This is a genomic window from Pseudoalteromonas sp. T1lg65 (genome assembly GCF_051930985.1).
Lineage (GTDB): Bacteria > Pseudomonadota > Gammaproteobacteria > Enterobacterales > Alteromonadaceae > Pseudoalteromonas.
Window position 1 is genome coordinate 595,177 of record NZ_CP196838.1, and the last position, 19,037, is coordinate 614,213.

The 19,037-nt window shown below is 42.5% G+C and carries 19 protein-coding genes; 9 read left to right on the forward strand and 10 right to left on the reverse strand.

From position 1 onward, the window contains the following. Positions 1-138 precede the first annotated feature (138 nt). Positions 139-768, reverse strand: coding sequence for an arylesterase (locus ACSLBF_RS19735; RefSeq protein WP_440056344.1), 630 nt, complete (start codon positions 766-768; stop codon positions 139-141). On the opposite strand from ACSLBF_RS19735, the gene ACSLBF_RS19740 reads away from it, so the two are divergent. From ACSLBF_RS19740 to ACSLBF_RS19770, 7 genes are all read left to right on the forward strand, one after another. Then, positions 767-1,480, forward strand: a complete 714-nt coding sequence (locus ACSLBF_RS19740; protein ID WP_440056345.1) for an ABC transporter ATP-binding protein — start codon at positions 767-769, stop codon at positions 1,478-1,480. The two genes, ACSLBF_RS19735 and ACSLBF_RS19740, sit on opposite strands and share 2 nt — an antisense overlap. After that, entirely contained in the window at positions 1,470-3,971 is a 2,502-nt protein-coding gene (locus tag ACSLBF_RS19745; RefSeq protein WP_440056346.1) for an ABC transporter permease, read from the forward strand. Before ACSLBF_RS19740 ends, ACSLBF_RS19745 begins: the two co-directional genes overlap by 11 nt. A gap of 126 nt (positions 3,972-4,097) precedes the next feature. Continuing rightward, positions 4,098-4,718 (forward strand): HAD family hydrolase, encoded by a 621-nt coding sequence (locus tag ACSLBF_RS19750; protein ID WP_440056347.1) that lies wholly within the window; start codon positions 4,098-4,100, stop codon positions 4,716-4,718. A gap of 86 nt (positions 4,719-4,804) precedes the next feature. Then, positions 4,805-5,530 (forward strand): YebC/PmpR family DNA-binding transcriptional regulator, encoded by a 726-nt coding sequence (locus ACSLBF_RS19755; RefSeq protein ID WP_440056348.1) that lies wholly within the window; start codon positions 4,805-4,807, stop codon positions 5,528-5,530. Between the two features lie 280 nt (positions 5,531-5,810). Next, positions 5,811-6,731 (forward strand): hypothetical protein, encoded by a 921-nt coding sequence (locus tag ACSLBF_RS19760; protein WP_440056349.1) that lies wholly within the window; start codon positions 5,811-5,813, stop codon positions 6,729-6,731. Next, a complete protein-coding gene (locus tag ACSLBF_RS19765; RefSeq protein WP_440056350.1) occupies positions 6,731-7,198 on the forward strand; it encodes a DUF3293 domain-containing protein in 468 nt (155 codons plus the stop codon). The genes ACSLBF_RS19760 and ACSLBF_RS19765 overlap by 1 nt, the downstream gene beginning before the upstream one ends. Before the next feature lie 125 nt (positions 7,199-7,323). Next, entirely contained in the window at positions 7,324-7,569 is a 246-nt protein-coding gene (locus ACSLBF_RS19770) for a TIGR03643 family protein (protein WP_440056351.1), read from the forward strand. 111 nt (positions 7,570-7,680) lie between these two features. Here the strand turns inward: ACSLBF_RS19770 and ACSLBF_RS19775 are convergent, their stop codons facing one another. The 9 genes from ACSLBF_RS19775 to ACSLBF_RS19815 all read right to left on the reverse strand — a co-directional run bounded on the left by ACSLBF_RS19775 (position 7,681) and on the right by ACSLBF_RS19815 (position 15,925). Then, positions 7,681-7,863 (reverse strand): hypothetical protein, encoded by a 183-nt coding sequence (locus tag ACSLBF_RS19775; RefSeq protein WP_440056352.1) that lies wholly within the window; start codon positions 7,861-7,863, stop codon positions 7,681-7,683. Between the two features lie 324 nt (positions 7,864-8,187). After that, positions 8,188-8,892, reverse strand: coding sequence for a TorF family putative porin (locus ACSLBF_RS19780; protein WP_440056353.1), 705 nt, complete (start codon positions 8,890-8,892; stop codon positions 8,188-8,190). Between the two features lie 8 nt (positions 8,893-8,900). Continuing rightward, positions 8,901-10,118, reverse strand: a complete 1,218-nt coding sequence (locus tag ACSLBF_RS19785) for a BCCT family transporter (RefSeq protein ID WP_440056354.1) — start codon at positions 10,116-10,118, stop codon at positions 8,901-8,903. A 150-nt stretch (positions 10,119-10,268) separates the two neighbouring features. Next, a complete protein-coding gene (gene betA, locus ACSLBF_RS19790; RefSeq protein ID WP_440056355.1) occupies positions 10,269-11,936 on the reverse strand; it encodes a choline dehydrogenase in 1,668 nt (555 codons plus the stop codon). Positions 11,937-11,989: 53 nt separating this feature from the next. Continuing rightward, positions 11,990-13,453, reverse strand: a complete 1,464-nt coding sequence (gene betB / locus ACSLBF_RS19795; RefSeq protein ID WP_440056356.1) for a betaine-aldehyde dehydrogenase — start codon at positions 13,451-13,453, stop codon at positions 11,990-11,992. Further along, on the reverse strand, positions 13,453-14,046 hold the full coding sequence (gene betI, locus ACSLBF_RS19800; RefSeq protein ID WP_440056357.1) for a transcriptional regulator BetI: 594 nt from the start codon (positions 14,044-14,046) through the stop codon (positions 13,453-13,455). The genes betB and betI overlap by 1 nt, the downstream gene beginning before the upstream one ends. Positions 14,047-14,274: 228 nt before the next feature. Beyond that, positions 14,275-15,009, reverse strand: coding sequence for a substrate-binding periplasmic protein (locus ACSLBF_RS19805; protein WP_440056358.1), 735 nt, complete (start codon positions 15,007-15,009; stop codon positions 14,275-14,277). 207 nt (positions 15,010-15,216) lie between these two features. Continuing rightward, positions 15,217-15,432, reverse strand: coding sequence for a helix-turn-helix transcriptional regulator (locus ACSLBF_RS19810; protein WP_440056359.1), 216 nt, complete (start codon positions 15,430-15,432; stop codon positions 15,217-15,219). A gap of 1 nt (position 15,433) precedes the next feature. Beyond that, positions 15,434-15,925, reverse strand: a complete 492-nt coding sequence (locus ACSLBF_RS19815) for a hypothetical protein (protein ID WP_440056360.1) — start codon at positions 15,923-15,925, stop codon at positions 15,434-15,436. A 501-nt stretch (positions 15,926-16,426) separates the two neighbouring features. On the opposite strand from ACSLBF_RS19815, the gene ACSLBF_RS19820 reads away from it, so the two are divergent. Both ACSLBF_RS19820 and ACSLBF_RS19825 read left to right on the forward strand, forming a co-directional pair. Then, positions 16,427-17,398: a hypothetical protein gene (locus ACSLBF_RS19820; RefSeq protein WP_440056361.1), complete on the forward strand. Its 972-nt coding sequence runs from the start codon at positions 16,427-16,429 to the stop codon at positions 17,396-17,398. Positions 17,399-17,443: 45 nt separating this feature from the next. Next, a complete protein-coding gene (locus tag ACSLBF_RS19825) occupies positions 17,444-19,027 on the forward strand; it encodes a HEAT repeat domain-containing protein (protein ID WP_440056362.1) in 1,584 nt (527 codons plus the stop codon). Positions 19,028-19,037: the final 10 nt, after the last annotated feature.

The following is a 19,037-nucleotide window of genomic DNA, read 5'->3' on the forward strand; positions in this document are numbered from 1 at the left end:
GTCGAATGGATCGACTCAAACTAAAACATCAAACCCGCGCGAGCGGGTTTTTTATTTTCGGCCCTAGTCGACAAGTCGAGTGCCGCGCCCAAGCCCTCAATACAGGAATAAAAATCAAACAGCAAAGTTCAACAGATCCTAGCGATTAGCTATTGCCAACCACTTTTCAATCTCTGTATACATAAATTCAGCGATCAGCGGTTGAGCTTGCTTGTTTGGATGTAAGTTATCGTTCTGCATCAACTCTGGTTTGCCAGCAACTTCAAACATAAAGTAAGGAAAAAGATAGCTGTTAGTTTTTTCAGTGACAACCGAGTAGCTTTTAATAAACATTGATGTGTAACGGGGTCCGAGGTTAGGTGGGATCTGAATTTCCATTAACGCAACCACTGCATTGGCTTGTTGGCTTTTGGCAACTAAGCTTTGCAAATTCTCACGTAGTTTGTTTACGGGAAAGCCTCTTAGTCCATCATTGCCTCCGAGTTCAATTAACACATGACTGGGGTTGTGACTAGCTAACTGTTGCTCTATTCTAGCCAATGCATTGCCGGTCGTTTGTCCACTTACGGATGTATTAATTAATTCGATCGGTTTGTCTTTTTCCACGTATTTATTTTGTAACAATTTTACCCAGCCGTCTTCTTGTTTCAGACCGTACGCGGCGCTTAAGCTATCACCAACTATCATTATTTTATACTTGGCTTTTGCATCCAGCGGGATGACTAGAAAAATAAGTATGATCAACAGTTTTAGGAAGTTAAATGTCATGTCTTCGCTTTCTCAATTAAATATGATTCAGGTAAAAAGCCTTGGTAAACAAGTGTCCACGGTTGCTGGAGACCTCACTATCCTTAGTGATATCGATTTCACTGTCAAGTCTGGAGAGTCGGTATCCATTGTCGGTGCCTCCGGTTCAGGGAAGTCCACTTTGCTAAGTTTGCTCGCAGGACTAGATATTGCTTCGACTGGTGAAGTTTACCTTGACGGCGAGGCACTTCACGCCATGGATGAAGAAGCGAGGGCCAGGTTAAGAGCCGAAAAAGTTGGCTTTGTGTTTCAGTCATTTATGTTAGTACAAAGCCTGACTGCACTAGAAAACGTCATGCTACCCGCTGAACTGGCTGGCGATAGCAATGCCAAACAACAGGCAATCACGTTGCTTGAAAAGGTAGGCTTATCTCACCGTCTTACGCATTACCCATCACAGCTTTCGGGAGGGGAGCAACAGCGAGTTGCTATCGCGCGAGCGTTTGTGGGTAACCCAAAAATTCTGTTTGCAGATGAACCCTCAGCAAATCTAGATAGTAAAAATGGCCACCTGATCGAAAAGTTGCTTTTTGATTTAAATAAAGAAAATGGAACGACTTTGGTGCTAGTCACTCACGATGAACAATTGGCTCACCAATGTGACCGAATTATCCACATTGAAGGAGGGCAATTGGAAACCATAAAGCAGGGAGTATCAAAGAATGTGGTTTAAGTTAGCACTCACTTTATTTTCTAGAGAGCTACGTCGTGGGGAGCTCACCATTATACTAGCTGCGATAGCATTAGCCGTACTCACTGTTTTCAGCCTCGCTTCGATCACTGACCGGATAAAATCAAACATTGAACAAAAATCTGCCGACTTTATCGCGGCTGACAGGCGCCTTTCAAGCAACCATGATTTCGACCCTCTGTACCTTCAAAAAGCACAAGAATCTGGATTAGGCACTGCCAAATTGGTGTTTTTCGACTCCATGTTATTCGCTAATAATGAACTGATCTTGGGCTCAATAAAAGCTGTCACTAACGACTATCCATTACGCGGCGAAGTAACGTTGAAAAACAGCCTAGCTGCGCAAGAATATACGACTCAAAGTGCCCCTAAACCCGGGAACATATGGTTAAGTGAAGGACTGCTTTATTCACTTGCACTAAAGGTCGGCGATCAGGTTGAAGTAGGTGCCGCACGCTTTACTATAAGCAAAGTGTTGGTCAATGAGCCAGATGCGCCATTTTTCTCACTGGCGGGCAACAAACGCGTACTTATAAACTATGCTGATATTCCTGCTACCCAAGCCATACAACCCGGCAGTCGCGCTTTCTATCGACTGCTTTTTTCTGGTAGTGAGTCTCAACTCAGCGATTATTATGCATGGTTAAAGCCCCGCCTTAAAAGTAATCAAAACTGGCAAGGAATAAAGGACCGACAATCTCCGTTGGGTGAAAATTTGGCACGCTCAGAGCGCTTTTTACTACTTGCAGGACTATTTGGGATCATGCTTGCTGCGGTTGCGATGGCTGTCTCAGCCAAGCGTTATTGTGAACGGCAATACGACCCCGTTGCGATGATGAAAACCTTAGGGGGAAGTAGGCAAACAATTCGTCGTATCTATCTATTACACCTTTCAATGGTGACATTATTTTCGGTAATCGTAGGATTAACCATAGGCTACGTTTTACAAACAATTGGCGCCAGTTATCTCGTTAAGATAATGGGAACGGAGTTACCTCCTGCAGGCTTTCGACCATGGTTACTCAGTATCTCGGTCGGGGTTGTTTGTGCATTAATGTTCTCGCTTAAACCGCTACTCGACTTATTTGATATTCCACCTCTGAGAGTACTGAGAAGAAATTTAGGAGACACGTTAGCGGTTAGCCGTATTCACCTTATGGTTTCTGTGTTAACCATCTTTGGGTTAATGTGGCTATTTAGCCAAGACATTAAAATAACGGGGATCTTATTTGTAGCGACGATCGTTCTGATTTTAGTACTTTTTGGCATATCTAGACTGCTATTCAGCGCGGGCAGAAAAATGGGCTTGAGCCCCGGCTCTAGCTGGTCACTCGCCATTGCGACTCTACAAAAAAGGGCGAATGCCAATGCTGTTCAACTGATCAGCTTTGCGCTTGCGATAAAGCTCATGTTATTCCTCGTCGTGTTAAAAAATGACATGATCGCTGATTGGCAAATGCAAGTTCCAGAAGATGCCCCCAATGCATTTTTCATCAACATAAATGAGACTGAAATAGCCCCGATGCAGGCTTTGTTCGCTGAACACAATCTGGTTCATGAAGATTTCTATCCTGTATTTATGGGCAGAGTAGATGCCCTCAATGGTGAAAAGTTTGCGCGCAGAAATTCGTTGCAAGAGGGTGAAGAACAAGATGAAGATGCACGAGAAGGTGTCGGGCGCGAATTAAACCTAACTTGGCTATCATCACTACCCGAAGGTAATGAAATAGTCGAAGGTCAATGGTTTACCGACTCTGAGGAGTTGGAAGTCTCAATCTCACAAAGCGTCGCTGAGCGCATCAACGCAACGGTTGGAGATGACTTAACATTTCTAATTAATGAGCAACTCATCGAGGCGAAGATTTCAAGTATCCGTAGCGTTAATTGGGGCTCTTTGAAACCAAACTTTGTCATGATCTTTAACGACAAGTTAGCTGGTAGGTTCCCTGTTACTTACTTCACCGCCGCAACTTTACAAGAATCGAGTACTCGGCCAATTAGCGAGTTTTTACAGTCCTATCCGACAATTAGTATGATCGACATTAAAAGTCGCTTAGAACAAGCACAATCGATGATTTCTCAAGTCTCTTTAGCGATCAGTTTCGTGTTAAGTATCGTATTAATTAGTGGTTCACTAGTTTTGGTGTCACAAGTACAAGCAAGTCTGGCCGAACGTATGCAAGAGGTCGTTATATTACGTACTCTGGGAGCACGCGGTAGGCTCATCAAGTTGGCAACCCTGTACGAATTTTTGTTACTCGGTGCGCTTGCCGGGCTTGTGGCATCCGTTGTAAGCGATGGCGCACTCTTTATACTTCAGAAACAAGTTTTTGGCGTAGATGGGGTACTACATCCTTATATCTGGTTACTAGGACCGCTTACTGGCGCAGCATTTGTATCGAGTATTGGCTATTTCATGGTATCTAAAACCATGCGGCAAAACACACAAGGACTGTTAAGAAAACTCGTTTAATCAATATTTATGGGAGTAAGATGGTACTTACTCCCTCTTGATACTGGCTTTACAAAGCTGCATTAGCTACCTACTTTTAAAAGAGTGTGCGTCACAATGCATAAGACGGTTGAAAGGAAAAACACGATGGATAGGAATCTTGTCACTGGTGTGATCTTCGATCTGGATGGGACGTTAGTCACATCTGAGCTGAATTTTTCTCTGATAAAGGCCCAAATTGGCTGCCCCAAAAATTTAGATTTACTCTCATATATTGAAAACCTGCCGTCCCCTTACATGCGAGAAGAAGCGATGAATATCGTGCATCAACATGAACTCTATGATGCGAGTCATTGTGAAGCACTGCCGGGTGTTCATCAGGTCTTAGAGGCGCTTAAAGCTGCAAGGGTTCCAACAGCCGTCGTCACAAGAAATTTTTCTAAAGCTGCCAATTTAAAGCTTAAAACAGCGAAGCTCCCCATTTCTTTGTTATTAACCCGAGATGATGCACCAGCCAAGCCTGATCCTACCGCGTTGATACATGTAGCCCAGCACTGGCGTATGCCCACGCAACATTGTGCTTACGTCGGTGATTACTGGTACGATGTTGAGGCTGCCAATCAAGCCGACATGCTCTCCTGTTTGTACGTACCGAATGAATTACCTGATTATGCAGCACAAGCTGACGTGGTCTTTTCTCACTTTGATGAGCTATTAGGCTGCCTATCCATTCACTCCACAAAGCCACAACGGTATTTAGCGCTGTGATTTCGTGATTATGCCCGTTTGAGGTATAGCCCAAATTAGATTGTCTTGATAAAATCTTAGGCAATTTTTTAAAAATGAGAATTAAGATGGGCAGAGCATTTGAAGTCCGCAAAAACGCCATGGCAAAAACGGCAGCGGCAAAGACAAAAGTGAACTCAAAGTACGGTAAAGAAATTTACGTAGTTGCGAAAAATGGTGGTGCAGATCCTGAGACCAATTTGTCTCTTCGTCGCTTAATTGACAAAGCGAAGAAAGATCAGGTACCAGCACACGTCATCGATAAGGCCATTGAAAAAGCAGCAGGTGGTGCTGGTGAGGATTACACCCCTGCACGTTACGAAGGCTATGGCCCAGGTAACAGTATGATCATAGTTGACTGTCTAACCGATAACATGAACCGTACCATCAAGGACGTTCGTTTACCGTTTACCAAAACTGGTTCAAACCTGGGCAACCCTGGTTGTGTCGCACACATGTTTGATCACTTTGCAATACTTGGCTTTGCAGGTGATGATGACGAGGCAGTTTTGGAAGCGCTAATGATGGCTGATGTTGATGTCACAGACGTTGAAGTCGAAGATGGTCAAGTATCCGTATTTGCACCTCATACTGAATATTTCAAAGCTAAAACCGCTCTTTCAGAAGCATTTCCTGACATCAACTTTGAAGTAGACGAAATCACTTGGGTGCCTCAGACCCATGTTGAAATTGAAGACGAAGAAGCTATCGCTAACTTCGAAAAACTGATCACTATGTTAGAAGATGTAGATGACGTACAAAATGTTTATCACAATGCGATTGTGAAGAAATAAGCTCACACTCAGCATTTGATGATAAGCCGAGCTAATGCTCGGCTTTTTGTTTGTAAAGCCCCATAACATTGCTATGGTTCCTAGCAACTAGCTGAAAATACTAAAGTACTTTACACGATTGATAAATTTGAACGTTACCACCTGATTCTTATAGGTTATTTGTATTTGTTATGGTAACGTAATCGTTAACTCTGATATTCGTGTGAGTGTATATTCAGTCGTTCCGTTGCTTCAGGTTATACTAAATGTACACGTTTTATTTTAAATAAGGTGTATCTTCATGTCTCAGTTTAAACTAAATATCGCTGTTGGCTGCTCTGTGTTAGCACTGGCTTTGTCAGCCTTTAACGTTATCCAAACTAAACTTACATCTAACATGGCGATACCACTACCTTTACACCAAATTCAACCACAACAACAAGCGACTTTACCGACATATAATAACAGTCAACTTGCCACTAACGAAAACCAGCTGCAAGAACTACAATCAACCATTGCAAGACTAGAGTCTCGTATAATTTACTTGGAAAGTCAGAATCCTGCGGATCTAGCGAACAACTCACCAGAGCAGTTTGAGGCACTAATTGCTTCTCTTATCGAGAAACGAGAGAAAGAAAAACTTGATGAGATGAAGTCTAAGAATCCTATTTACGGGTTTTATGAAGATCTACCCGAAGATTATGAAATTAGAATCAAAACAGATCCAGAGTATGCAGCCAAGGTCAGTGATGAACTGAAACAAAAAATTCTCAACGCAGGGTTGAGCCCAGCCGAGAGACTGGCAGCTATGAGCCAATTACAGATGAACATGTTTATGCTCAATAGAAACCAGCTTGAACAGTATGACTATCAAGCCGTGGAGTCAATCATGAACATGACGCACAATATGACCGATGAAAAGCTGCGGTTACAAGCCATAGAGTTAGTCTCAAGAACACCAATTGTCGATGAAAGACTGTCAGACTCGTTTGTTAAACTACTTGAGAACGAACAAAATGACTACGTCAAAACGCTCGCTGCGGAAGGGTTAATGTCGCAGTACTTTCAGTCTGGCTCAAATGAAAAACAAAAGAGAAAAGTAGCACGAGATCTTCTGTCACTTTATGAAGAAGCGTCAGATCCAAAGGTCAAGGCCATTTTAAAGAATCTGATGGGCGATCAACAGATGATTGAAGAGTTAAAGCAACAAGCCGGCGGATAATGAACAGTCACAGCTGTTCCAGTGCTATCGATGAACGAACTTGGACGCTATACAAAAACGCTTACTTTTACTCTGCTTGTGCTAGTTCTAAATTACAAAAAGGCGCCATAATCAGTCTATGGAATCCGTGTGGTCAACCGAAAACACGACGAGAAAATATTCGCAAAGCCCGTTTTTGGAAAGGGGCTTTACAGCGTTCAAAGCTAACATTTGTTGATGTCGTTGGCGGCAATGCTGAAATGACTTATTGGGAACACAGTGTCTTTGTCAATTGTAACTTTGCGCAGGCTGTGTTGTGGTCAACCCGAATACAACAACTGGCCTTTTACTATACCGACAAATCTGGACTTTATCTTATTAACACCGAGTACAATAATCAGAGCGTGCTACTTTCAAGTTCACTTGCAGATCGCTTAGTTCCTCTACCGCCAAAAACAACAATCAACTTGGCTTTTGCTAGCGAATAAACAGGGTAGGGAAGGCTACAAACAGAAACTTAAGCTGCTATTCCGGTAATTCTCTAGTCTAAAAGTGAACGCATTGGCCTTGAGTTCCGTACTTGAAAATACCAAATACATACAAGCAGCAACAAATGAACAAAAGTGATATTTCTAGAGTGATAGAAATGGCGTGGGAAGACAGAACCCCCTTTGAAGCGATAGAACTAACTTATGGCTTAAGTGAGTCTCAACTCATTCGTTTTATGCGAGAAAACTTGCGTTCAAGCAGTTTCAAGCTTTGGCGAAAGCGGGTATCGGGGAGAAAGTCAAAGCACATCAAGCTGAGACACCCTGATATCAGTAGAGGCTATTGTCCAACACAATATAAGCAAAGGTAAGGCTCTAAGCTCGCAAAACCAGTTAGAACGTATCTAGAATCGAAAAATAATTTGCCGTAACAGCACTTCCTTTTATCTGGGCTACGGCAAATTGGGAGAATGGTAAATCTTTTATCGAGTACGTTTTAACGCGTCAATTGGGTCTTCGTATATTTTTCCCTGCTTTCTCGTGCGCTTGAGTATCTCTATTGGCTCTGACTTTTCATTTTTACCACCAGCAATCATGTCGGTGTAAAGTAGCATTTCTGCGTCGCTAACAATCAATTGCTTAAGTTCACGTTTGTTTAGTTTCATAAATCACTCCATAAATGAGTTATTAATTTTCAAGCCACCTTGTAATAGAGTACAACCGAGTAGCGGACTAAACACTGCAGTTCACGCAAGACACTGAAACTATTTACCTTTAAATTCAATACGGCCAAAGCAGCCAGAAGTAAGGATAACGAAAAGCACCTAGGCTAATCTCAAATACTCTTCTGAGATTTAAGGTACAATAAAACACATTAACTGTAAACAAACAATTAACAGAAAGTTACAAAAGATACTAACCCGTAGGTTCGAGCTTAGCAGCTGAGAAAGAAGAAAGCCCATCACTATGATGGGCTAATTATCGGCATGTTATAGGGCAAATGTTTTGCTTACCAAAAGCACAATCCGTTCATCGGCGGTATTCCAATCTAAGTTGGTGTTTTCGGCCGCCACCTCAATATCAAATCCTTCGTAACTGGTTTGATACGCTAAACGATAGTGGTGATACGAACTATGTTCACCATCCCAAGCATACTTGTCACCATCTAGTGAATTTGATACATCGAAGCTTGCTCTAATGGCATGGCCTTCTGCAACTTCAAAGGTGTGCGCAACCATAGCTATGGTATGTCCCGCTTCAGTGCCAAAATAATCCCAGCTGTACCAAAAGTTAAACTCTGTTTGACCATAGTCACTGGCATAACCAAACTTAGTATAGACTTCCGGATAGTTGCCATCGCTAGAGTTGTCCCCCCCATGGTAGCTGTAATAAGCGATACCATAATCTAGGCTCCAACCGTGTTGTAGCTCAACATAACGACCAACGTAAAAGTCCCATTCCAGATCGGTACCTCCGTCAAAGTCCACATTGGATGCCCAGCTACCGGCATAAACACCGTTATCGAAGGCCTTATCAAGGCTGCCTTGCAGAGCTGGATCATTTTTAGTTTGGCTTACACCGTTAAAGGTATAGTCCGAAGCGCCAGTCACCGTTGCCGACCAGTCAGCCATTGCTGTGGTCGAAAGTACCGCCAATGGCAATGCACAGAAAAGTTTTTTAAATGATGTTGTCATAATGATTCCTAGCTAACTGATTCTATTTTACTAAAGTCGATAAGGTTGTCTTTTGGAGAGCTATCAATGTTACTCACAGTTTTAAACTTGCGGTATCCTATATAGCCAAAGCAAGAGAAAAACAAACCAATGACCAGTGCACCTACCCACTGAATTTGTAAGAAGTCTAGCTTAAACAGTAGAGTAAGTAACGATAGCACTACAATATTGAATATCAGGTAGTTTCTTTTCCCTAAGCGACTAACCGTGAGGTTTAAATTGTCTGTGTATAAGCGCGTGAGTGAGTCCAGTGAATTAATCACAAATACCACGCCAACAAAAACCATAGCGAAGTTTTTAATTCCCGTCGTAGGGATCCCTGCTTCGTGATAGTGATATAACACTCCAAACCACGCAGCAATTGGAATAGAAGGGAAAATCAACATGGCAGCAAGTACTTGATAGGTTCTCAGGCCACCAACAAAACGAGAAGTAAACTGGCCAATCATAATGCTCCATGCAAACCACCAGAACAGATAAAACTCGTGGTAATCGTTCAGTGGTAATACAAATTGATGAATATTAGCAAAGTAGTCGCTAATCAAGCCGAGGTTTTCCACGTAGCTGGCGACTTCGCTCTCACCAAATATGAACGCTGATGCCCACATAAAGGCAATAAGCCCGAGAAATACCCAAGTAGTGGTAATACTTAAAAACCGCACATACTTCAGACTAGTGCTGGAGTACACAGCAAATGCAATAGCTGCAAACACGATTAAATAAAAGCTCGGCATGATTGACTCACCATCACCCACACTCGGTAAATACCAAGGTAGATTGGCGAGCAGCAAGTAAGCAGTGAACGCACATGTGCCGATGATCACGACATTATTAACAAACTTAACCCAAGGAATGTCAAAGAACTTCACTTTGGGTTCTATTACGCAGAAATAAAAGCACGTAAGAAAGTAAAAACCCCAGATGAGGAATCCCCAGAAGCCAAACTCAATGGCTAAAGGATTCGCAAACGCATATTCTGGGCTTGCTTTTATGTCTGCATAACCCGCAAACTCAGTAAGCGGAAACATAATCAATCCGACGTCTAAGCCGGAAGTAAACAAGATAGCGATAAAGGTAAACGTTTTAACCGGTGTCACACCGACACAACGCAGATTTCCCCATTTAATTAAAATAAAGGCGATTGCCAATAGGGTGAAAATGATGCCTGCACTAAGCCACACTGTCATTGTCACCCTCCCAAAATAGATAAAAGTAACTCATTTTTTCTCCGTTTTTATTGCTCGCATTAATACCGCGTAACCTATTTACGCCGCACGCCACTGCAAGTCCCGCACCGCTGACATGACTAACGTCAGTCAGCGATACAAGTGGCTAAATTAGATCTCCGAACTACGTTGTAAAGTTTGCCAATTCGCGGTCATTACGACCTTGGCAGGTTGCTCTTTAGGCATTGCTTTGCCCAAAATCAGATCTGCTGCTTTTTCCGCAACCATTATGGTTGGCGCATTCAGATTGCCATTAGGAATGGTGGGGAAGATAGATGAATCCACCACTCTTAACCCTTCAATACCATGTACTTGAGTTTTCGAGTTCACCACCGCCATGCTGTCTTCCCCCATTTTGCAAGAACAGGAAGGGTGGTAAGCACTTTCTACAGCTTGACGAACGAAAGCATCGATTTGTTCGTCACTTTGAATATGTTCGCCAGGTTGGATTTCACTCTCTCTATAATCATCAAACGCGCTTTGCTCAATAATTTCTCGTGTCAGCCTGACGCAGGCTCTAAAACCCTCGATATCTTCTGGGTGTTGCAGGTAATTAAATTGAATTTTTGGAGCCACAGTGGGGTCAGCTGATTTAATGGTCACTTCGCCGCGACTTTTAGGCTTGTTATGACCAACATGAACCTGAAAACCATGCCCCTCGAAAGCACTTTTGCCATCATAGCGTATCGCTGCTGGTAGAAAGTGGTATTGTAGATCAGGCCACTCAACCCCAGCCTTAGAACGGATAAAAGCACAAGACTCGAAATGATTTGTTGCACCAAGTCCTGATTTATTGAGTAACCACCGCGCACCAATTAAGCCTTTCGAAATCAGCCCTAGCTTGCCATTTAAAGTGATTGGTTGCTTACACTTATACTGAAAATAAAACTCCAAGTGATCTTGTAAGTTCTTACCTACTCCCGGTAAATGGTGCTGCAACTCAACACCCGCTTGTTGCAATACTGTCTTATCGCCAATTCCAGACAGCTGTAACAGGTGAGGGGAGCCAATTGGACCAGCGCTCAAGATGACTTCTTTTTTCGCTGATGCTTGTTGCACCTTTCCTTTGACTTGATATTCAACTCCCGTCGCCTTTTTATCGCCATTTAATAAAACCTTGCGAGCTAAAGCACCGGTGATCACCGTTAAATTACGACGCTGTTTAATTGGGTCGAGATACGCGCGGCTTGCCGAGCATCGTTTGCCGCCTTTGACTGTCATATGCATTGGGCCAAAGCCTTCTTGCTGCGCACCATTATAATCGTCAGTGAATGCGTAACCCGCTTGTTTACCTGCATCTATAAAAGCTCGATACAATGGGTTTGCCATCTCATTACCATTGTTAGTGCCTAGTGGACCTTGCTCCCCACGATACTCATCGCCCCCTAAATACCAAGATTCCGCACGTTTAAAGTAAGGGAGGCAAGACTGATAATCCCAACCTTTAGCACCATGTTGCTGCCATTCATCAAAATCTTTTGCGTGGCCACGAACATACACCATGCCATTGATGGATGATGAACCTCCAAGTACTTTTCCGCGCGGACAGTGCATGACTCGGTTATCTAAATATGGCTCAGGCTCAGTATGAAACTGCCATGCATATTTTTCGGTATTCATCGGAATAGAGAGCGCTGTTGGCATCTGAATAAAAATACTCTTGTCACTACCACCTGTTTCAAGCAGCAGTACCCGATGTTCGGGATTTTCCGATAGGCGATTTGCCAGCACACATCCTGCCGAACCAGCGCCAACAATAATGTAATCAAATTCTGTCATGGTGCTCCTTAACCGCGTTTATTGCGTTACTTCAGCGAGTTGCTCTAGAAAAGTTAAAATGGACTTTCGATATCACTCATACCGACATAAACCGACTTGGTTTGGGTATATTGATCTAACGTTTCAATTCCATTTTCCCTGCCAATTCCAGACTGCTTATAACCGCCAACAGGCATTTCCGCAGGTGAGTTTCCGTAGCTATTGATCCAACAGATCCCAGCCGCTAATTGATGAATGACTCTGTGAGCACGCTTTATGTTCTGGGTAAATACACCAGCTGCAAGTCCTAGGTGCGTATTATTGGCTCGCTCGATCACCTCTTGCTCATCATCAAATACCAACACCGACATTACCGGACCAAAAATTTCTTCTTTAACGATGGTCATATCATCATCGCAATCAACAAAGATGGTAGGTGCAACAAAATAACCATTTGGGGCTGACTCAGGGCTAAGGGCTCGTCCGCCAGTCAATACCTTGGCGCCTTCGGCTATGCCTTTTTCAATGTAATCTAGCACCAGCTGTTGATGCTGCTTTGAAATCAGTGCGCCAAGATTGACACTTGGATCCATGGGATCACCAGCGATAATATTATGCTCTGTACGCTCAAGGAGTTCGTCTAAAAAGGGTTGATAAACAGAGCGATGTACAAAAACTCGTGTACAGTTAGTACACACTTCCCCTTGAGTGTAGAAGTTACCTAACATTGCCGCAGAAACAGCTTGGCTGAGATCTGCGTCTTCAAAAACAATGAGCGGCGATTTTCCACCTAGCTCCATCGTCACTTCTTTTAGATTCGAAGCCGCACTTTGCATCACTTTCTTGCCAGTGCCGACTTCTCCGGTAAAAGACACTTTTTCGATTTGTGGGTGCGTAGTAAGCCATTGTCCAACTTTTGCAGCACCTTGCACGACATTGAATACCCCAGCCGGTACACCGGCTTCGATAAAAATCTCAGCAAGCTTAATAGCGCCTAGCGGTGTTTCTTCTGAAGGTTTGAAAATAAGTACGTTACCAGCCGCCAAGGCTGGACCTGATTTCCAACACGCAATTTGTAAAGGATAATTCCATGCGCCAATGCCAGCGCATATACCTAATGGCTCTTTACGAGTGTAAAAGAAATCATTACCCACAGGCTGTTGAGAGCCCACCTGTGTAGGTGCAAGTCCTGCAAAATATTCAATCACATCAGCGCCCGTTTGGACATCAACACATTCAGCTTCTTGCCACGGTTTTCCAGTGTCTAATACTTCTATTTCAGCAAGCTGGTCATTGCGTTCACGTAACAAAGCAACCGCTTTGTGTAAAATCCGACTACGCTCTATGGGTGACATTGCAGACCAAACTTGAAAGCCCTGCTTAGCACTTTCAATTGCGGCTTTTTGCACTACTTCATCAGCGACCTCAACTTCATAGATCACCTGATCCGTAGCTGGGTTTTTCACCGCAAATTTCTCGCCACTTTGATTTGCTAAGAATTGACCATGGACAAAGTTTTGAAATACTGGGACCGTCATTATTGTGCTCCAAACTGCTGAATAAGAGAGTTGATATAGCGCTTGGCTAAAGCTTCGTTGTGCTGGAATTGCTGTTGATCAGCTTTATTTAAAACTGTTCGTAGCCACAACCCATCGATCATACCTGCGGCTAGCTGAGCCGCTTCTTTTGCCTGTTGTTTAGGCATGAGCTGCCGAAATGAATACGCTAAGTTACTGTACAGACGCTGGCTGTTTACCCGCTGTAATCGGTGAAGCTCTTCGTCATGCATTGATTGCGCCCAAAAGCTCAACCAAGTTCTGGTGGTGTGCGACTGTTGTTGAACCAGTGAAAAGTTCGCTTCAACAATGTAAACCAACCGTTGCTCAGCGCTACAACCGGGCTGAGTTTTATCTAGCAAACTGCGTTTTAAGCTATCCAATAAATGACGCACTGTTGCTTCGATTAATCCTTGCTTACCACCAAAATAATGGCTAATGATGCCAGATGAGAGCCCAGCGCGTTTGCTGATACTGTTAATGGTCGTCGCTTGTAATCCAAGCTCAGCGACAGACTGTAATGTGGCGTCAATTAACTGCTGACGGCGAACAGGTTCCATTCCGACTTTTGGCATAGCTTTTTATTAATTGATCGTTCAATAAAAATAAATGGTAAGGTGATAAAATTGAGACTTCAAGGTTGACTTTTTGTAAAAGCACCAAAGTTAGGACCGAAAATAGAGTGTATCAATATGAAATTTATAAACTTTTATGTTTTAAAAAATAAATTGAGAAATTTACGGTAAGGCTAAAATTTATACGCCTATTATCGCGAATTATATAAAGACGCCATGACAAAAAAATTACTTAAGTCGCTTCGTTACAGACTTGGCTTCTATTAAATAGCGTTCAATCAGCTTTTCTATCGTAGGCTTAAACTTAAGAATACTCTGATTAATGGTGGTAATTTGCTGAGGTGAAAAAGCTCCTTTGCGGAGTAAAAAGTGTACTTCATTGTCATGAATGACCACAGGCCATTCCTGTGTGTGATGATAGTCAAACCGATTGATGAAATAATTTGCCGTTATGGTGTCATCGATAATGAAGTCAACGCGACTTTTAATCAGCATCTCAACACGCCTTTTTGCACTGCTGATCCTCACAAATTGATTTGGGTATTTTCCTTTAAGCGATTCAAGAGTTTCACCGTAATATGAGCCAATACTAACTCCAACCGTTTTTGAACTAGAGACAATGTCCTCCAAGGTTAACTGTTGTCGCGGCTTACTAAGTGAGTAAAGCCGCATTATTTCTCGACGATAGGGCACAGAGAAAACCCCGTATTTCGCTCGTTCTTCGGTATAGCTCACCATCAATGCGACATTGATATTATGCTTTTCCATTTCCTCCAGTGCCCTTGCACTAGAAGGAAGCCGAACATAGTGAGTGCAAAAATTAGCATCCTTAAACACGACTTCAGCAAACTCGACATCGATCCCCCAAGCGCCACGTTCATCCATAGCAGTCAAAGGAGGCCAATCTCCAACAATACCGATATTGACAGTGTCAAGACATGGCTTTGCGTATGTGAGTGGCATGCACAAACCGAAGAATAAAAACACAAAAACTCTTATGACACCCTTTGTCATTTTCGATTGCCTTCTCATGAGCCATTATCGGTGATAATGAAGGTTATGTTTTTAGCATAGCCCTCTGAATTAAATTATAAAAATTATAAATGTATGTCGGTGTGTTGGATAAGGAACAAACAACGGGTAAGTAACTTAGTGTCTGGTATGGACTAATTACTTACCTTGAAATTGAAAAACCTCTTCTAATGGCACTTTAAACACCTGAGCAATTTTAAATGCCACTTCTAATGACGGCGAATATTTTGCCGCTTCGATCGCCATAATAGTTTGCCTAGTAACTCCCACTCTTTCAGCCAAATCTTTTTGTGTCATTTCATCATTCATAAATCGTAGCAAACGGATTTTATTAGAGATCGGTAACTCTGCCATATTATGCTCCGATCCGAGATTTTACTAGTTGTGTGCCATAGCCGATCAATTCAGCCATTAAGAATGCGACGACTAGAATATGTAATGGTAAAAAAGGCAAATCTAACTGAACACTGCTAGGCCAACCATGGGCTTCAGCCGAATATTGGAATATAGCAATACACACGCCAGCTTGTAATACCCAGTATGCTTGCTGGCACCCTGAAAATGCGACTTGTTTTTCTCGTTCGTCCATGGGTTTATCCATGTCACCATCACTTACAAACGACAGCAATAGTTGACCCGCAATAGAGATAACAATGGATGTAGCAATTACTTTTAACAGTAGCATTGAAGCCCAGCCAGCGTCTTGTCTTTCCGCAGGTAAAGCGGCAACAATTTCACCAATATAGAAAAATAGAATATAACCCGTAATTGCCAGTTCAATAGCAATGGTAAGGTCACGAAAGCTTAATGAATCCAAAAACGCTTTTAAACGATTGTTGTCTGACATGTTCAACCTTTTTAACTTGAAGTAAAAAATAACATACTCGACAGATTAGTTTCCTCCCGCCATCATGTCAAATATTTTTTACCTTAGGTTTGGTTTTGCATACCATGCGTGTTAGTTAAGCCATACCCGTAATGACAACGAATATAACGGTCACCTCAATAACGTTTCAGTCCATATTGGACTTTGAACCTTCAACTTGTTAAATAAATGTATATTGAAATACTGAGTCTATTGAATTTTTTAGTAATTATCGGGTTTTTATATTGGCTTGTAATTTCAAAAATAAAAACAACCACTTAAAATAAAGAAAATAAAAACAATCAGTTAAAATTAAAAATTAAAAGACAAAGCCCACAAAACACAAGAAATCAAATCCCCACGCAACAAATTGTACCTTTATTAATTATTTTTGTAAGTTAAATGTAACAAAACAAAAGTAGCATGCTGCCGGTTGCGCAACACACCAGAAAACTTATCTCGTTAACCAAATTAGGAATAAAAATGAAAAAGTTTAGTATTGCTTGCTTGACTGCACTTGTAGGCCTGATGGCTGCTCCGAGTACTGAAGCTTCAATCTACAAGGATCCGGGCTACGTTGAACGTCAGGCTCGTGTCATTAATAAGAACAATGCGGTTGGGCGCTCACACCAATACCGTGGTCAACAAGGTTGGATGCAAGTCGAAAAGGTAGCTGATGGTGCAACCAGCGGTTTCTATCAAGCCGAAAACTGGGTGAAATTACATAATCGTAACTTCAAAATGTCTGTTGGTTTTGTCGAATTCTCGTTTAACCCTTCCAAGCTTGATTGTACTCAAGGCTTAACCTTTAACCTAGAAGTGGGTGAAGATAGCGTTGCTGCTTTCAAACCCAACTGTGACGACTTGCTCAACGCCTCTGTCAGTTACCCAATCGAATACTACTTTGACCTAATCCCTGAGCCAATCAAGCCACGTATTGAAATACCGCTAGATCCGCTTGGTCTACTGAAGCTAGGCGTAAAATTTGGCGCAGGTATCGAAGCAGGCGCAGACTTCACCGTAGGTGGCGTAATTGGTGGTTACGATAATGATGAGCCATTTGAAGCTGGCGGTGTTCGACGCCCTGACTACATTTATGCCTCTGTAGAGCCGTATATCGGCGGATTGGTATCAAGCTCAGCTTACGGTTCATTCGGCCATGGCATCGCAGAAGCTGGTGTAAAAGGTAAATTGAGCCTGTTGAAAGTTAAAGGAAAAGGCTATTTGGAAGCCGGTATCCGTCGTGTGAACGTTGATGAACAAATTATTGAGGAAGGTTTCCTTGAATTAAAAGTTTCAGCAAAACTCTCTGGCGGTGACGGCAAAATTGAAGGTTATTGCAAAAAGCTTTGGGGCTTATTGGTATTCAATGTCGACATCATGAAGTGGGATCCTCTTTATGAACGTGAATACAAACTATATGAGTACGCAAGCCCAAGTTGGGAAGCACTTTAATTAATCATCTAAATGGGCGACATTCGTCGCCTTTATGGAGTTCTGATGAAAATAACAAAATATCATTTGGTAATGCTAGTTGTTGTCGTACTGGCAGCATCACTGGCTTGGCTGACTTTCACCCCAGCTCAACCTCAACAACCCACCGTAGCATCAAAAAACAAGACAGATGCAAAGTTAGCTGCAACTGAAGAACACAGACCTTTACAGTATAAGGTGACTATCGAATCTTCAGTACAAGACACAAAGCAGACTGTATTAACACACTCGGTTTTGAGTTGGACTATGGTCATGCAGCAAAGTACAGAGGCACAACATTACGTTGGCAGGCTCGATGGCATTTCGTTTAAAGAAAATAATAGACCTTCAAAACTCCCCACTCAATTACCTTTTACGGTGCACTACAACGGTCACCAATTTGAAAATGTAGACTTATTAGGTTTGTCAGAGGAACACGTATTACAGGTTGTGAAGCAGGTGCTAGGATTAATGAGCTACAGTGAGCGTACTCAGCTTACTTATGAAGATGCCTTGCAAAGAAAAGTATTTGCGTATGCTCGAAAAGGACAAAAAGTAACGAGAACAGCTACCCAAACAGACTATGTGCACGCTCAACAAAAACCACAGCAAGAAGAAGAAAAGTGGGAGTTAAGTTTAGCCAACAATGGACAAGTTGAGCGACTAGACTACACCAACACCAGACTATGGCAGCAGCAGTCACAACAATATCAAATCATTCAAGATGTAACTGTTGTCCCTTCGCAGCAAAATATCAATCTAGCTAACATCTCAGTCAACAGCCACACTAATGCGCATCTTGTAGCTAGCAACCAACAGGTTAAAACACAATTAGTGATCACCAATGAGCAAGAGCTACTGAATGCAATTGAACAACTAAAGGCTTCACTAGATCCTGATTTAGCCAAAATAGTTGGCGAGTACTTACACTTGAACTATACAGCTTATGAAATAGCGGAAATGCTTTCAGATATGCCAACATCAAACTCGGCAATCATTTATGCGCTTCAAAAAAATCAAAGTCCAGAAGCGGAACAAATGCTAGCAGACTTGCTCAATACTTCTGTGGTTTCAGATATGAACAAACATCGAGTTGCTATTGCTCTAGGGCGCTTTGGTGCGTCGAGCGACATTGGCTTCAGTGCCCTAACCGAATTAAGCAAAACATCAAATCAAGCTGCTTCTACTGCACTACTTAGCATTGGTTCAATGGCGTACTTTACACCTGAAAAATCAGCATCTGTCAGCGAACTGTTAACCAGCAACTTGGCCCAAGGTGAATCATTGGCGACCACAGTGCTTGCAGTTGCCAATAGCCGAGACGAGCAGCTTATAAAACAACTGCCACCTTTACTAAACAACCCTGATGAAGCGGTGAAGTTAAATGCAATTAAGGTACTTACCAAACAAGGCAGTTATCAAGATGCTGTGGTGAATACAGTGGTTGCCAATCCAAAAAGTAAATTTGTAGATGCGTTTGTACGCTCTTTTACCGAGTCACAGCAAACACTAACAAAAGCCAATGAAACTCGCCTTAAACAGGTCGTCGAAACATCCGACAACCCCATTGTCGTTAACAAGCTCACGACGTTGTTGAGTTCAACATCTTAAACTGAAAAGG

Coding starts and splice junctions, on each gene's coding strand:
- betB (WP_440056356.1), bottom strand. CDS start 13,453: ATGACGGTCCCAGTATTTCAAAACTTTGTCCATGGTCAATTCTTAGCA.
- ACSLBF_RS19750 (WP_440056347.1), top strand. CDS start 4,098: ATGGATAGGAATCTTGTCACTGGTGTGATCTTCGATCTGGATGGGACG.
- betI (WP_440056357.1), bottom strand. CDS start 14,046: ATGCCAAAAGTCGGAATGGAACCTGTTCGCCGTCAGCAGTTAATTGAC.
- ACSLBF_RS19740 (WP_440056345.1), top strand. CDS start 767: ATGTCTTCGCTTTCTCAATTAAATATGATTCAGGTAAAAAGCCTTGGT.
- ACSLBF_RS19735 (WP_440056344.1), bottom strand. CDS start 768: ATGACATTTAACTTCCTAAAACTGTTGATCATACTTATTTTTCTAGTC.
- ACSLBF_RS19770 (WP_440056351.1), top strand. CDS start 7,324: ATGAACAAAAGTGATATTTCTAGAGTGATAGAAATGGCGTGGGAAGAC.
- ACSLBF_RS19805 (WP_440056358.1), bottom strand. CDS start 15,009: ATGCCACTCACATACGCAAAGCCATGTCTTGACACTGTCAATATCGGT.
- ACSLBF_RS19785 (WP_440056354.1), bottom strand. CDS start 10,118: ATGACAGTGTGGCTTAGTGCAGGCATCATTTTCACCCTATTGGCAATC.
- ACSLBF_RS19780 (WP_440056353.1), bottom strand. CDS start 8,892: ATGACAACATCATTTAAAAAACTTTTCTGTGCATTGCCATTGGCGGTA.
- ACSLBF_RS19745 (WP_440056346.1), top strand. CDS start 1,470: ATGTGGTTTAAGTTAGCACTCACTTTATTTTCTAGAGAGCTACGTCGT.
- ACSLBF_RS19775 (WP_440056352.1), bottom strand. CDS start 7,863: ATGAAACTAAACAAACGTGAACTTAAGCAATTGATTGTTAGCGACGCA.
- betA (WP_440056355.1), bottom strand. CDS start 11,936: ATGACAGAATTTGATTACATTATTGTTGGCGCTGGTTCGGCAGGATGT.
- ACSLBF_RS19810 (WP_440056359.1), bottom strand. CDS start 15,432: ATGGCAGAGTTACCGATCTCTAATAAAATCCGTTTGCTACGATTTATG.
- ACSLBF_RS19825 (WP_440056362.1), top strand. CDS start 17,444: ATGAAAATAACAAAATATCATTTGGTAATGCTAGTTGTTGTCGTACTG.
- ACSLBF_RS19815 (WP_440056360.1), bottom strand. CDS start 15,925: ATGTCAGACAACAATCGTTTAAAAGCGTTTTTGGATTCATTAAGCTTT.
- ACSLBF_RS19765 (WP_440056350.1), top strand. CDS start 6,731: ATGAACAGTCACAGCTGTTCCAGTGCTATCGATGAACGAACTTGGACG.
- ACSLBF_RS19820 (WP_440056361.1), top strand. CDS start 16,427: ATGAAAAAGTTTAGTATTGCTTGCTTGACTGCACTTGTAGGCCTGATG.
- ACSLBF_RS19760 (WP_440056349.1), top strand. CDS start 5,811: ATGTCTCAGTTTAAACTAAATATCGCTGTTGGCTGCTCTGTGTTAGCA.
- ACSLBF_RS19755 (WP_440056348.1), top strand. CDS start 4,805: ATGGGCAGAGCATTTGAAGTCCGCAAAAACGCCATGGCAAAAACGGCA.